The organism is Paenibacillus sp. GXUN7292 (assembly GCF_050864975.1).
Taxonomy (GTDB): Bacteria; Bacillota; Bacilli; order Paenibacillales; family Paenibacillaceae; genus Pristimantibacillus.
Map to the genome: position 1 here is coordinate 22,128 of NZ_JBOZWO010000003.1, position 14,421 is coordinate 36,548.

Below are 14,421 nucleotides of genomic sequence, written 5' to 3' on the forward strand. Positions count from 1 at the left end.
CACTCCTCTTCTTAAAAAGAATATATATTTTTTCTGCATCCTTGATATAATCATATTATTGACTCAGCTTGATTAACATGCAGTTTATAATCAATTTACATATCCTTTTTTGTGTCGAAGGGAGCTTCCTACTATGTTGGAGCAGCTGATGCGCATTCATCTAATCCGATGGTATCAAACGAATACAAAACGCTTTTTTATGTTATCAGAGGATACGTATGACAATTGGGTTATACTGGCGGCTGACGAGGGCAGATTTGAGTATAGGCTCGGTAAAGAAAATGGCATTGCGAAATTCGGCGATATCATCCTTTGTCCGCCTGGTGTACCGTTAGAGAGGCGCGCGCTAGAACAGTTATCGTTCCTGTTCATTGAATTTCATTGGGGGGATATGAACGAGGAGGTGCAGCGTTTACTTGCCACTATTCCGCGCGGGAAGATTTCATTTCACCGCATTGACCGCTACTCTACTATTTATTCTTTAATCCGCGAATTTTCTGATATAGACATGCCACACCATTGGATTCATAAGCAGCATCTGTTACGGGATATTTTATATTTGTACATCATTGAACATCAGCACCAGGAATCTGCAAATCTTGTTGCCGCCAAGGATCCTATCGTTCGCAAAGCCGTCAGCCATTTGCAAAATCATGCGTTTGAGCCTTTATCGCTGCAGGAGCTTGCCGATCAAGCGGCGCTTAGCCAGTCGCAATTTTCCCGACGCTTTCAAGCTAGCATGGGAGTAACCCCTATCATCTATTTGACAGGGATCCGCATGCAAAAAGCCCAGAGCTTATTGATCAACTCTGAGCTTAATTTGGACAATATTGCGCAGCAGTGCGGTTATCAGAACGGCTTTTACTTAAGCCGGGTATTTAAAAAGCGTTACGGCGTTAGCCCTTCGCAATTTCGAAAAACATATCAAATTTGAAAAAGCATAAAGAACGATGAAAGACGCTGGAACAATCCCCAGCGCCTTCAATCCTTGTACAGCTACTCTGCTTTAAGCTAAAGCTTCCGCAATCGCAGCATTAATGCGGTGACGAACCTGCAGCAGCCAATCTATACTTCTAGGATATTGCTTGAAAGTAATAGGCTCTGCCAAATCCTGCTCCAATACCTCGAGTGCTTTCCCTCTGCCCACAAGCTGCTCCAGCAGTTGAAGCGCCCTCATATCTTGCAGACCTTCATAGAACACTTCCCAGCGCAAGGAATCAAGCGGACCGTCTGAGCCCGGATAAACGACAAAGGCATCTCCGGAAGGAAAGCCGCAGTCTGCATCCGTCACTCGGAATGGATCGATTGCTTTAGTCGAATACTGGCTGTACCAGAAATTAAAGCCCCAGTGCAAAAAGCCTTTAACGTCAAATTTATACAGCTGTGTGCCAATAACCCGGTTGCGATACGAAGGCATGCTGAAAAAGCGATTAGACACTTCAATATATTGTCCGCAGCAATAATAAGTCCATAGCGGCTCTACCTGCTGCTCAATGAATGGCTCGATATGGTCATTTGACGGAATCGGCACATCAACAAGCCCTTGCTTATAAAATTCAAAATCGGACAACGCGTCTAGGAAAGTAAAGGCGCCGAGATGAGCCTTAAGTATTTCACTTGCTTTGCGATAATTTTCCTGATGCGCCAATGCCGGCTCATCGGATACATGGAAGAATACATGCTTCTCCAAGCCATGTTTATGAATGAATGCGACAAGCTCGGGTAGAAACTGATTCAGAAACGCAACATAAGCTTCACCTGCCGCATCGGTTTCCCAGCCAAATATCCGCTTCTCTTCACCATCTACGTCGGCTACAATTTTAGGAGCGTGAGCGGCTCCCCATTGCGTAAACAAATGAGAAAATTCGTAATTCTCAACGCCAGCTCTTTGGCACATTGCAATCCAGCGCTCCAGCTTGTCAAAGCTGAAGCTGTATTTGTTTTCACCTGTTCGCTCCACACCGATCAGTTGCACCGTCGGGCGCTCACTGCCAACAGCTGTATCAAGCGGAGGCGTAAACAAAGGTGTAAGCAACAGATTAACGCCATGTCTGGCCGCATTGTTTACATACTTCTCAATAAGCGCCCAATGCTCCTCGCTGAATACATCCACCTCATACTGCGTTGCAATGCAATCGGTGTGAAACCATTCTGTATGAAGCAATTGCTGAGCAGGCAGTTCTGCCGGAAGCACCTCCAGCGTGAACTGCTCCTCTCCCAAACGATTGCCGCTGTTGTCCGCAAAAGCAAGCTTTATAGCATAAGCGGCAGCTTTCTCCCCACAATTAACCTGAGCTTTGACAGGCAGCGCAACGGTCACCCATACTGCGCGCCACTGATCCGGTACCGCATGTACGCCTTCCTCGAGCGGATATAAAATATCCGGGTACATGCCAGGCGTTTTTCTTATATAGTCATCATCTGACTGTGCAAATGTCGGCATATCCAACGGTGATAAACCTACAGACCGAACTGTGACATACGGCTCCAGCTCCGATTCGACAGAAACATTAAGGTAGCGAAGCAAGCTGTTAGAGCGGTACGCTACTTGAAAGGAATACACCTCATTCCACAAAGCTGTTCCGCTATTGATCTTCGAATCTAGCAATTCTGTGTCTCCAAACACCTTGCTCAAGGAGCTTAAACAACGCGTCTCAAATATAGTCGAAGCACTATTCATTACGTATCCTCCTTTAACTCTGATGGTTTCATCATAACAACTGGAGCATAGATCAGCAATCTAACTATATTAAACAAACTATAACAATCTTGACTTTATTTTCAGAAAATATTATGTATAAAGATAGTTTATATATTGATTATGGAAAGGCAGGAGATATTTTCGATGAAACAAGGCGCCTTTGCTTTCCGTTTTACAGATGCTCTCCCTTACTTGCTGCTAGATTCGATAGGCTGGCAATCTACCGATTCTCCTTATTATGGCAATGACGGACGGGAACGATCAGATTTTGGACATATTGTCTTTCAATATACGTTAAGCGGTGAAGGGCGAATCGAGCTGGAGGGTAAAAGCTACAGCCTAACGCCGGGCAAAGCATTTCTCGTTAAAGTCCCTAGCAATCATCGCTATTATTATTCGGCCAAAACGTCAGAGCCATGGGAGTTTATATGGCTTAATGCCAAGGGTGAGGATGCGCTTCAGATGTGTGACCGAATTATCGAACAAGAAGGCGCAATACTCTCTTTGCATGAAAATAGCTTAGCGCTGTCCAGCTTTTGGGATATGTACAAATCTATCTCTGAGGATCAGCTTTCCGATTGCGCAGAGCTTTCCGTACTGTTGTATCGATTTATGCTGTCACTGTTGACGCCGGAGGCTGGCCTAACCTCCAAAACAGAGCACTCGACTATCGTCAGTAAAGCGAAGCATTTTATAAAAGAAAACTACGCGCTGCCGCTTTCTTTGGAGGATATCGCCACTCATTGCGGTGTAACCGGAGCCTACTTGTGCCGGCTGTTTCAAAGAAATGATCTGGCTTCTCCGCTCGAATACTTGCGCCGGCGGCGAATTGAGACAGCCGTCACGATGCTGCGCACAACCGATTTAAGCGCACAGGATATCGGCAGGCAATGCGGCTTTGACAGTCCCAGCTACTTCAGCAAAACCTTCAAAGCTTATCTGGGCTTCTCCCCTCGCGAATATCGCGAACAAACGATAAATTATCCGTTTGACACAATTTTTTTGGATTAAAGGGCAGAGCAATGCAGCTGTTGCATCCTAGAGGCGCTTGATAGGCACGATACCGCTATGGAGCATAATGAGCAAAAAGTTCACAGATAACGCTGCTGACGAAGGTGTCGATTAATTGTGAGCAACTATTAATAAGCAATGAAAATGGGGGAACGGAGAGCAAGAATGGGAATGGAGAAGCGGTAGCGTCCGCCTTTGTAGGCCAATTTTATCCATTACAGGGGTTATTTAATCAGAAATATTGGACTACAACAGCGGTCGGAATCCCAATCTTGATCGCAGTGGCCCCCTTTCTATTGCTTGTTACTCTATGCCCGTTAATTAGCGGAATGATGCAGCGCAGACCTATAATCCAGCGGCGTCATGCTCTTGTGTTTTTTGAACAGCTTGCAAAAATAAGGGGCGCTTAACCCGCCGATCTCGCAAGCGATTTGCTGTACCGTTTTGTCGGAATTGCCCAATAACACGCAGGCTTCGCGTATTCTTCTGGATGTGATGTAATCAGTAAGGGTAACCCCGGTATATGCCTTAAACAGATGAGACACGTAGTAAGGAGAAAGATGAAATTCCTTCGCCAGCAGCTCTAGACTGAAAGACTCCTTAAAGTGAGCTTCAATCCAATCCATAATCGCTTCAATATGAACTGTTTTTTTGATCGCCCAGCCTTCCAGCGGAAGCTCGTTATGTGCAATAACCGCTAATTGAAGTTGACGCAGCAAGGAAATTAAAAATAAGATGCGGGCCTCCTCCCGCTCCTCGCCAGACTCTTCTACTGCTTGAACATGGCTCTCCATAAGTCCCGACAGCCTGTTATCCGAGAATGTGAATTTGGGAGAAGGCAGCGTTCCCTTGGACAGATAGTGAAAAAATGTTTGAAGCTTGGGATACGGCGCCAAATAGGGCTCCAAATAACGGGGATCAAAGGTCAGATTCGTTCGGACATATCGGGTCCCCTTTTGGGCGAAAACCTCCAGCTTGTGCAGCTGGTAAGGCTGGAAGCAGAAAAATATGCCTTTTTCCAGCTTGTAGGAGCAGCCCTCCACCTCCACCATCCCGTGGCCTTCATGGATGAACAACAGCTCCAAACCCTGATGCGCATGAAATTTAAGAAAATGGTCATCCGACCACTCATCCCGATATGCAAGAAAAAAGCTGCTTTGCGCCGGATCCACATACTCGATGTAAGAAGCCAACTCTATCACCCCCGATGCTATTATCGCAAACTAGTTATATTTTAGTGCAACCGAGAATTATTCGTCTGGTACTATAATGAAGACAGAATAGTTAGGAAAGGGTAGATGCACGCTATGAACAACTCGACCGCATTGGACCAGCTGCTGCAAGTTGCGAATGAGAGCTTGCAAGTTCGCTGTCATGCCGTTCCGATCTGGCAAATTCCCGGCTACTATTTCGATCCGGCTGGACATCAAGCTGCCAAACGGCTCATGGAAGCAGACGCACAAGCCGCCTACACGACAGCGCTGGCCCACCAAATTACAGGAGAAGCCGTCTATGCGGATAAAGCAATCGAACTGATTAACGGATGGGCAAGCATCAATCAGGAATTGGCCGACAACGATGGCCCGCTTGTTTCCGCTTATTTGGGAGTGGGTCTCATACAAGCGGCGGAGCTCATTAAATCCTATACGGGCTGGCGCAAGGATAATCAAAATCAGTTCGTGCGCTGGATGACCACGGTTTGTTTGCCGGCATGGGACGGCATCCCGCTCCGTAACAACTGGTGGAGCTGGAGCTTATACGCCCAGTTGGCCCTGTTCCGCTTCATGGATGACAGAGAATGCTTCGCGGCAGAAGCCGCCAATCTAAAAAAACATATCGAAGATTGTATTGCACCTTCCGGATTTATCCCCGAAGAAACAAAGAGAGGAACAAAAGCGGTCTGGTATCACTATTTCGCCTTGGCCCCCATAACGGCAGCTTCCAAGCTAATTCTTGACGAGACTGGCGAAGATCTGTTCCACCGTACCTATCCAGGCGGCAAAAGCATCAAAAAAGCGCTCGATACGTTATTGTATTATGTCGACGGTCATACAGAAGAATGGCCATACGACAAAGATCAAAACATTCCTCCGCTTGGCGCCCATACATGGCCGTTGGATTTGTTTGAAGCGATGTCCAAAATTTATGGAGATCCCTCATACGAGCGATTCGTCTCTCCTTATCGCCCTATAATCGGCCATATTAATAAGAACAACGGTTATTTTCAATCGTACGCTTGGGTATTTCCAGAGCTTCAATTTATTGCGAAGTAAGCATTTCGGCTTGCAGACCACAGTGACATAAAAGGTTGGATAGCCTAAACCGCTGCCACAGGTTTTGAATGGCCTTGAATTACTTTGACCGGCAATCATAACCCCAAAAGCCTTGGACAACTTCGTCCAAGGCTTTCTTCGAATTATAAGAATTTTATAAGTTTTTTTCTATAAACTTCTTCTTATAATTCATCGGTAAACGCGCCTTTCCAAAGGACGGCGGAACCGTTTATCCTAGTCCAAAGCTTAATTCTGCTAACGATCACGTATGAACTAAATTTATTGAATCCTTGCGTTCAATCAAGTATGAACTTAATCCGTCGAATCCAACCCATGAATAATATAGTTGGCATCCCGCAGCAGATAGGTGGCAGCTTCAGCTCTAATGTGCTTGCCGCTTTGTGCCTGAACCTGATTAATAAAAGCTTGTAATTGGCCATGCTCAAGCTTCTTAGTCAAGCTGTTTGCGATTCCATGGTTGTCGATCCAGGACATCTCTATAAACAGATCGACGAGTTCCTTCAGTGTGCTCGCGTTGGCATACGTATTGAAGGTTACCGTGCTCTCCTGAGTATTCCCCGCTCTATCACTGACGGATACGGTGAATGTATGGGAGCCCGGTGCTAGCGTATAGAGCTGAATCTCCGTTCCATGCTCTATTGACTGCCCATCTAACAGCGCGACGGTCTTGCTGTCATCCACCCCCGACAGCGCGTCGGAAGCCGTCCAAGTTATAGTCAGCGTTTCCATACTTGCATAATCACCTGCAGCTAGCCCCTCAATGGCTAGTACGGGTGCACTGCCATCCAGCTTGAAGCTGACCATTTTCTCGTCCTCCAGATTTCCAGCCCAATCTACTGAGCGGTATGCAACCTCATAGCTGCCGTCCTGTATGAAAGTTAGAGACTCTTTGTAGATCTGCCATGTCTCTCCGCCATCCGTGCTGTACTCGGTCGTTACATCCGTGTCCGTGTCGTCAGCATTCAGCTCAACGGTAACAGGTCCGTTGTACCAGCCATTTGTCCCGTCAGGCAGCGCTGGACTCAGGACCGCTGAGGTCACAGGAGCGGTTCGGTCAATCATAGTAAGCTTTACATCGTCGAACCACATTTCGCTGAACCCGCCTACATAGAAGCCTACTGTTCCTGAAGGATTATGCTTGGGATCAGAACCATTCAGCTTCAGATCACCATTCACGTAAACACGGATACTAGAGCCCTCTACTAGAATACGGAAGTTGTATTCCGTGTCCGGCAATAGATCCTCGTATGGTATATCTTTGGTTTGAAGTATAGCCCAAGCCGGATCATACAAAATCCACTGTGAAGTGCCATCTGGCAATTTCCTGTATCCGATCTTTCCAGAGTTTCCAGAAGCGGAACGGTCATACACGTAAAATGTACCTTGAGACGGCATCTCGGCAGGTGTTTTCAGCTTGAACGTTAAATCGTAATCCGTAAATAGCTTTGGATGCAGTGCAGATGCGCCTTTTAAAATTTTGTACATCTTGTTGCCATTCACCGTCACAATGCTGCGATTAGGGTCTACCGGCCAGCCCTTCGCCCCCGAATCGAAATCGGTGAAGTGAAGAATATCCGAAACGACAATCCGGATGGATGCCGCAGCTGCCGGGTTGGCAACTGAGGTAACAGTTACTACAGTTTCTCCTTTGGCCAAAGCAGTGACCGTTCCTTCCACATCGACGGATGCAATTTCTGGATTTGCAGACTGCCAGAGGACGGTCCGGTCAGCGGCATCTGACGGGTCGAATTGCACCTGCAGCTGCTGCTGTTCATCTACGACCATATTGAGGCTCTCATCCAGCAGCAAACCGGCCACATCCGTCGTAGGAACTTTAAATTGAATATCGTCGAATAGAAGATAGTCAAAGCCGCCTGCATAGAACCCGACCTTGCCGGACGAATTGAATGTAGGATCGGCTGCCTTCAGCTTTAGCTTGCCATCGGCATAAACGCTGACCTCCTTGCCCTTTACGATAATCTTGATATCATATTCGGTATCCGGCAGCAGGTCCTGCGCGGGCAATATGTTTTGCTTAATGGTGGCCCAATCTTTATTGTACAGAATCCAGGAGGATGTGCCGTCCGCAAACTTCCGATACCCGATTCGGCCGCCGCTGCCGCTTTGGTTCAACCGGTCGAACACGTAGAACGTAGCCAATTCTGGAATGACAGGCGGCGTCTTCAGCTTGAAGGTCAGCTCGTAATCGCTGTAATCATTCTCGTTCAGCGCGGTTGCACCTTTGAGCAGCTTATACATGTGATTGCCGCCTTCGACCTCCACGATGCTCCGGTTCGGATCGCTCGGCCAGCTGTTCCGTCCGTTCTCGAAGTTCGTAAAGTCCATAATCCCGTCTCCAACCTCGACAGTCACCTGAACCTCGTCCTGTAGGAGCGGATTATCGGCAGAGACTGCCGTAACGACCGCATTCCCCAGATTAACCCCCTTCAGCTTGCCATCCGCGTCCACCTTCACGATCGACGGGTCGCTCGAGGCAAAAATAAGCTTATTGTTAGTAGCGTTCCAAGGAAGCACCGCCGAGTACAGCGAATACGATTTGCCAATGCCGATCGTCACTTGATCATCGTAAAGCTTTACCGCTTGAACAGGAATTTCGTCCGGTGTCAAATATGGCCCAGCTTTTCCTATGATCCCCATCTCGCTGAACGGGACGTCCTTGAAGCCCGGGATTTGCTGAAACACCGCCGCATCGGGCTTAAGATTCAAATCACCGCCTGCTAGATTTACAAAGCCCGGATCCTGATCCGTGACCCAGTTGTTCGCATATTGCACGAGATTGAACTTATCGTAAGCGCCGTTCGCATTCGTCGTGCTGCTTCTCGTTTTCGTAGGATTGTAGATGACGTTATTTTGGAATGTATTCGTGTCCGGATAGTAACGGTTCTCCGTAAAAAAGTCCGCCAGCTCAGGATATTTCGTCAGATGCGGCATTCCTACGAAATTGTTGTATTTTTCGAACAGCGCACGCCACGGACCCATATAGTTTTTAGAAATTTGCTGTTCCGGCTTGTCGCCCAAGTACAGGTCTGCGTAATCGTAAGGAACCTTGGCGTCAATGAATAGGTTATTTTGTGTACGGATATGAGCACCGCCGTTGTTTAAAACAGCGGAATTGCCCATCCGATAGAAAATGTTTTCTTCAATTGTAACGCCCATCGTGAAGTTGTCCGGATAGACGCCCTGAACACCAGCGATGCCTTCCCCGATGTGATGGAAATAGTTTCTCCTAATAACCGATCCCCGCTCCTGCGGCGCTGCGCCCAGATTCATGTAGATGGCGCCGAGATCCGAAAACGTTTTGCATACGTCATAAATGTTGTTGTATTCCACAAGATGGTCGTTGCCAAAAATGAGTATGCCCGGATGGGGAGCGTCATGAATTTCGTTGTGAGAAATGCGGTTTCCAGCTCCCGTCAGGATGACGGCAGGGTTATAAGCTTTATGATAATAGGCAAAATCATGGATATGACTGTTCTCCACTACATTGTTGCCCGGCTCCAGCGTCAGCCGATCCCCGCCATTCAGAATGACCCCCGTTCCTCCGACATGGTGAATGTCGGTGCTGATGACGGCATGGTTGACTCCCGTTCCTTTGGCGAAATCGTTGTACAGCCAGCGGCTTTGTGTATTAATTCGCACGCCCCCTTCAGTGAAGTTGCGAATCTCGCAATGCACCACCCGGACATGGCTGCCGCCCATAATGATCACGGCCGAATCCCGGCCATTTTCCATAATCAGGTCCTCGAAAGTCACATACGAAGCGTTAACCGTATTAATCATAGGAGTTTTCAACATGGACACTGTAATCTCAGGAGCTTCCGCCAGGAAGGCGACAGTCGGCATGAAATAAAGAATGCCTTGGCTCCGGTCAATATAATACTCTCCCGGCATGTCGATCTCTTCCAATAAGTTTTGGGCAAAATGGAAGTCCGGGTACCAGTTTTTGAAGAGACCGCTCATTTCCCCATAAGCTAATGTGATCGCCTTGTTCTCAGTATCAATAGAAGCGATTTTGTTGTACGACCACTCCCAGCTATAGCCGAAAATACCGTCCAGCCATATGTCTTCCGCCTGGCTCCAAAGCTCTGGCCGCTCATAGGTGTATGTGAATGTGCCGCCCCGGGTCTGCAAGTCGGGATCTCTGCGGGTTGGGCCCGGGTCGAGAATATTGCCCATTTGAACTGTTCCGTTGTTCGGCCATCTTGCAAGGGTCATGCCTTCACCATCGATGTACAGCTCCATTGGCGGAGTTTGGCTGACATCATTGGCCAAGTAATAGCCGTGACGGCTCATAACGCCGTAATCGGTAATACCATGCGCCATCAAGTCCGCTTGCAGCACCTTGGTTCTAGCATCCGTGCTGATAATCCGGTTCAGAACCGATTCGTCCGTTACAGAAGTAAACCAATCTTTCTCCAGCTGCAGGCCGCCGTTCAACCGCACGGATTCGCCCGGATAGGCCCGGTAAGTAATTGGTTTGTCCGCCGTCCCGGAATCCTGCTCCTCCAGCAGAAAGGTTCCAGTCCGATTGTAGATGCCGTCTCTTAAATAAACCGTAACACCGCCATCAGGCAACCCCGGGCCTTGCTTCAGCTGGCGGATCGCATCTCTGGCCTTCTCCAGGGTAAGGAAAGGAGCTTCCTCTGTCCCGGGATTGGAATCGCTTCCATTTTCAGATATGAAATAGACCGCTCCAGAACTTTGCATCTCCTCCGCTTGGACCCCCGTGACCGGGATACAGCTCGCTATTAAGGCAATGATCCACAAAAACATCATCGTTTTTCTTCTCATATTACATTCAAACCTCCTATTCGATCTGAATTTCTGAGAGGGAACCATAAGGTTCCCGGATTACCCTTTCACAGAACCGATCATCGTTCCTTTCTCGAAATATTTCAACAAGAACGGATACAAGACAAGCACAGGCAGCGAGCATACGATTACCGACGCCATCTTCAAGCTCTCCGGCGCAGGAGGCGTCAGATTTGTTGCCGTCGTAAACGGATCCAGCTTGTTCTCGATCAGTATTTGCCGAACGACTTGCTGCAGCACAAACTTCGATTGATCGGTCACATAAAGTAAATTATCCATAAATGCGTTGATATGGTGTACCAGCGACCAAAGCCCGATCGTGACCAGCGACGGGATGGAGAGCGGCAGTACGATGCGGAATAAAATCCGCAAATCTCTTGCTCCGTCGATACGGGCCGCTTCAATCAGCGGATCCGGTATGGAACGGAAGAACGAGAGCATGACCAGCACTTGAAAGGCGTTAGCTGTCGACGGCAGTACGTAGACCCATAAGGAGTTCAACAGATGCAGCTCCTTCATCAGCAAGTAATTCGGCACAATGCCTCCGTCGAAGATCATCGTAAACAGCAAAAGCAGTACTAATATCCTTTTCATAGGAAAATCGGGCCGCGACAGCGGGTAAGCGGCACAGACGGTAACGAGCAAGGTCAAAAACGTCCCCACTACCATGCGGAACAGTGTATTCGCATAACCCGACCAGATGAATGGATATTCAAGCAGCTCCTGATACGCCCTCCATTCGAATTCCCTCGGAAAAAAATGAAATCCGCTGCGCAGCGCCTCCCCGCGGCTGCTAAAGGATACAGCAATGACATGGATGAACGGATACACAACGACGAGCGCGAGCATCGTTAACACCAAGTAGATGAAAAAGGGAGCGATTCGGTCTTTCCAACTTTTTGCCTTCATACCTGTTTTCCTCTTGCTTCCTGCTTCTACCATAACCCATTCTCCCCTCGGCTCAGCTTCCTTATGGTCAAATTGGCACCAAGAATGAGCAACAGCCCCACCAGAGACTTGAACAGGCCAATCGCTGCCGTGTAGCTGTACTGAAATTGCTGCAGTCCGACGCGATAAACATAAGTGTCAATAACATCGCCGGTTTCAAAGGTGACCGGATTAAGCAGATTAATAATTTGTTCGAAATTTGCGCTTAAAAAGCCGCCCAGACTCAAAATAAACATGATCGCGATTGTAGGCATGATCGAAGGAATATTGATTTTGATAATGCGCTGCCAGCGGTTCGCCCCGTCGATAATGGCCGATTCCTGCAGCTCCGGGTTGATGCCCGCGAGTGCTGCAAAATAAATGATCGACCCCCAGCCCAAATCCTTCAGAATTGCCGTGGAGACGACTATTGAACGAAAATACTCTTTTTTGCCCATATAGAAAACGGGCTCCTTCCCGAACCATCCCGTGATTTCAGCTATAACGCCGGAGGTCGGCGAAAGAAAGTAGATGATCAGTCCAGACATAATGACCCAGGAAACGAAATGCGGCAAATACATCGTCGTTTGTATGAATCTTTGAAAATACCGGGACCGGACCTCATTCAGCAATAGCGCCAAAATAATCGGAGCTGGAAATGCAAAAATCAGCAAGTATAGGTTAAGAAGCAGGGTGTTTTTCAGAAGGCGATAAAAATCGCTATTTTGAAACAGTTCGATAAAATGCTTTAACCCTACCCATGGACTTCCCCAAATCCCGTCCACGACTCGGAAATCCTTGAACGCGATGACTACGCCGTACAGCGGACCGTATTTGAAAATGAAAAAAAACACAAAGGAAAACAGAAACAGCGTGAGCAGCTCTCCGTGTTTACGTATCGTTTTCATGCTATCCTTCCTTGCAGCCCGGACCTGCCATTCTGCAAAAGCCAAGTTCGGCTTTTGCAGAACAGCGGAATCCGCTTATTTTTTGAATTGTGCCTGATACATCTCGTTTGCTTCCTTGGTCAGCTCATCGCCGCCTCTTGCTTTCCATTCTGTTACGAATTTATCGAAATCATCGAGCGGAATTTCACCGCTAATAATTTGAGCGAAGTACTTTTGCATAAGCGAAGTAAGGTCAGCCTTGTACTTGCCATCGGATGGCAGCGCTGAGAACAACAACGCATCGGTCAAGTTAGGAGCAGAGGAATACGTTTTGATCGCTTCATTCAGCTTTGAATTGGAATACTTCTCGCGGTAAGCTTGCGTCGTAATGTTACCGAGGGAGAAGAGACGAATGCCGAGCTGATCGCGCTGCTCTTGCTTCTCAAAGCCTTCAAGATATTTAGTTGCTCCAGAAGTCGCTCCACTTTCTGTGAAGTCCCAAGTTTTTCCCTTTACCCCGAGGCTGGTCATATTGATCGTTTCTTCGTCACTGCTCTGCGCACGAATAATTTCTAGAAGCTTTTCCAGCTTCTCCGGCTGATCCTGCACTTTGTTGCCAAGGACGACGAAATTACTCTTCACTCCCCAATCCCAAGAGCCGTCCCCGCCTGGCCCTTTCGGATTTCTGGCGAACACCAGCTCCGCATCGGGATTCAAGGACTTCATTTCCACCACGGTCCCGGACTCTGGAAGCGCGCCTTTGGCAATTTGCTCCTCGATGACGCCAATCCGGTTATTGTAAAGCTTCTTCCGGTACGAATCCTGCGTATCGGTAATGAACTCAGGATCGATAACCCCGTCAGCATACCACTGCCGCAGCTTGGCCAAGGCCTCCTTTGTCTCCGGCATGACAGAGCCGTTCATAATTTCTCCGTTTCTTTCATGCCACATCGTCGGTTCTACGCCGAACGCTCCAAAAATGGAATAGAAACCGGATGACCAGGTGGAGGTAGCTGTACCTGTCAAGCCGTACGTATCTTTGGCGCCATTTTTATCCGGGTCCTTCTGCGCGAACGCATAAACCGCCTGCTCGAACTCCTCGAGTGTCTCTGGAACCTTCGTAATCCCAACATTGTCCAGCCAATCTTTACGCCAAAGCATAGCCAGATCATAAGGCTTCAGATCGATGAACATCGGGATGGCCCATAGTTTATCGCTAAAAGTAACCGTTTGGAACAGGGCACTGTTTTTTTCAATATCTGCATAATACTCAGGCAGCTTTTCCTTTAGCATGTTCTGATCGATGCTCATCAGGACACCCTGGTTCTGGTATGCGGCCACGTTAGCAGGATCGCCCAGCATAAAAATATCTGGAATTTCGCCGGATGCGATACTGGCATCCGTCACCTTCACCGGCTTGATTTTCACATTGAATTTTTCTTCAAGCCACTTTTGAACCTCAGAGTCTTTTACAACGCCGGAAGCCTGGAAGTGGATGCCCCATGTAATTTCTATTGGCTTTTCAACTGCTTCACTTGGGTTTGCGCTCGGGCTGATACTTGGCGATGCCGTATTGCTTTTATTGTTATTATTATTGTTGGAGTTGGAGCCGCAGCCGGCCAGCAGGCCCGCTACCATCATTGCTGCCAAAAAGATGCTTCCTAATTTCTTGCGTTTGCTTAGCAAAAAAATCTCCCCCTAGAGTCAATATGATTGGACCGTATCGCAGCTTTCACTCCCGGCCGGGATTTGATAGCGGTTACAACTT

General features: G+C 48.0%; 9 protein-coding genes. 3 read left to right on the top strand and 6 right to left on the bottom strand.

From position 1 onward, the window contains the following. Positions 1 to 133: 133 nt before the first annotated feature. Positions 134 to 934 (top strand): AraC family transcriptional regulator, encoded by an 801-nt coding sequence (locus ACRRU2_RS04520; RefSeq protein ID WP_432500114.1) that lies wholly within the window; start codon positions 134 to 136, stop codon positions 932 to 934. Between the two features lie 72 nt (positions 935 to 1,006). Here ACRRU2_RS04520 and ACRRU2_RS04525 read toward each other — a convergent pair whose 3' ends face one another. Next, complete coding sequence (locus tag ACRRU2_RS04525) at positions 1,007 to 2,680, bottom strand: DUF4091 domain-containing protein (RefSeq protein ID WP_432500115.1); 1,674 nt, start codon at positions 2,678 to 2,680, stop codon at positions 1,007 to 1,009. A 165-nt stretch (positions 2,681 to 2,845) separates the two neighbouring features. On the opposite strand from ACRRU2_RS04525, the gene ACRRU2_RS04530 reads away from it, so the two are divergent. Next, positions 2,846 to 3,712, top strand: a complete 867-nt coding sequence (locus tag ACRRU2_RS04530; RefSeq protein WP_432500116.1) for an AraC family transcriptional regulator — start codon at positions 2,846 to 2,848, stop codon at positions 3,710 to 3,712. A gap of 317 nt (positions 3,713 to 4,029) precedes the next feature. Here ACRRU2_RS04530 and ACRRU2_RS04535 read toward each other — a convergent pair whose 3' ends face one another. Beyond that, positions 4,030 to 4,905 (bottom strand): helix-turn-helix domain-containing protein, encoded by an 876-nt coding sequence (locus ACRRU2_RS04535; protein WP_432500117.1) that lies wholly within the window; start codon positions 4,903 to 4,905, stop codon positions 4,030 to 4,032. A gap of 105 nt (positions 4,906 to 5,010) precedes the next feature. Between ACRRU2_RS04535 and ACRRU2_RS04540 the strand changes: the two genes are divergently transcribed. Continuing rightward, a complete protein-coding gene (locus tag ACRRU2_RS04540; protein WP_432500118.1) occupies positions 5,011 to 5,985 on the top strand; it encodes an alginate lyase family protein in 975 nt (324 codons plus the stop codon). Positions 5,986 to 6,297: 312 nt separating this feature from the next. Here the strand turns inward: ACRRU2_RS04540 and ACRRU2_RS04545 are convergent, their stop codons facing one another. The 4 genes from ACRRU2_RS04545 to ACRRU2_RS04560 all read right to left on the bottom strand — a co-directional run bounded on the left by ACRRU2_RS04545 (position 6,298) and on the right by ACRRU2_RS04560 (position 14,339). Further along, positions 6,298 to 10,818, bottom strand: a complete 4,521-nt coding sequence (locus ACRRU2_RS04545; protein ID WP_432500119.1) for an Ig-like domain-containing protein — start codon at positions 10,816 to 10,818, stop codon at positions 6,298 to 6,300. A gap of 60 nt (positions 10,819 to 10,878) precedes the next feature. Continuing rightward, entirely contained in the window at positions 10,879 to 11,748 is an 870-nt protein-coding gene (locus tag ACRRU2_RS04550; protein WP_432500120.1) for a carbohydrate ABC transporter permease, read from the bottom strand. Positions 11,749 to 11,774: 26 nt separating this feature from the next. Then, positions 11,775 to 12,674: an ABC transporter permease gene (locus tag ACRRU2_RS04555; RefSeq protein WP_331702671.1), complete on the bottom strand. Its 900-nt coding sequence runs from the start codon at positions 12,672 to 12,674 to the stop codon at positions 11,775 to 11,777. Between the two features lie 75 nt (positions 12,675 to 12,749). Next, complete coding sequence (locus ACRRU2_RS04560) at positions 12,750 to 14,339, bottom strand: extracellular solute-binding protein (protein ID WP_331702670.1); 1,590 nt, start codon at positions 14,337 to 14,339, stop codon at positions 12,750 to 12,752. Between the last annotated feature and the right edge of the window lie 82 nt (positions 14,340 to 14,421).

Excerpts from the sequence above, each read along its gene's own strand:
- ACRRU2_RS04520 (WP_432500114.1), top strand. The coding sequence starts at position 134 with ATGTTGGAGCAGCTGATGCGCATTCATCTAATCCGATGGTATCAAACG.
- ACRRU2_RS04525 (WP_432500115.1), bottom strand. The coding sequence starts at position 2,680 with ATGAATAGTGCTTCGACTATATTTGAGACGCGTTGTTTAAGCTCCTTG.
- ACRRU2_RS04530 (WP_432500116.1), top strand. The coding sequence starts at position 2,846 with ATGAAACAAGGCGCCTTTGCTTTCCGTTTTACAGATGCTCTCCCTTAC.
- ACRRU2_RS04540 (WP_432500118.1), top strand. The coding sequence starts at position 5,011 with ATGCACGCTATGAACAACTCGACCGCATTGGACCAGCTGCTGCAAGTT.
- ACRRU2_RS04545 (WP_432500119.1), bottom strand. The coding sequence starts at position 10,818 with ATGAGAAGAAAAACGATGATGTTTTTGTGGATCATTGCCTTAATAGCG.
- ACRRU2_RS04550 (WP_432500120.1), bottom strand. The coding sequence starts at position 11,748 with ATGAAGGCAAAAAGTTGGAAAGACCGAATCGCTCCCTTTTTCATCTAC.
- ACRRU2_RS04555 (WP_331702671.1), bottom strand. The coding sequence starts at position 12,674 with ATGAAAACGATACGTAAACACGGAGAGCTGCTCACGCTGTTTCTGTTT.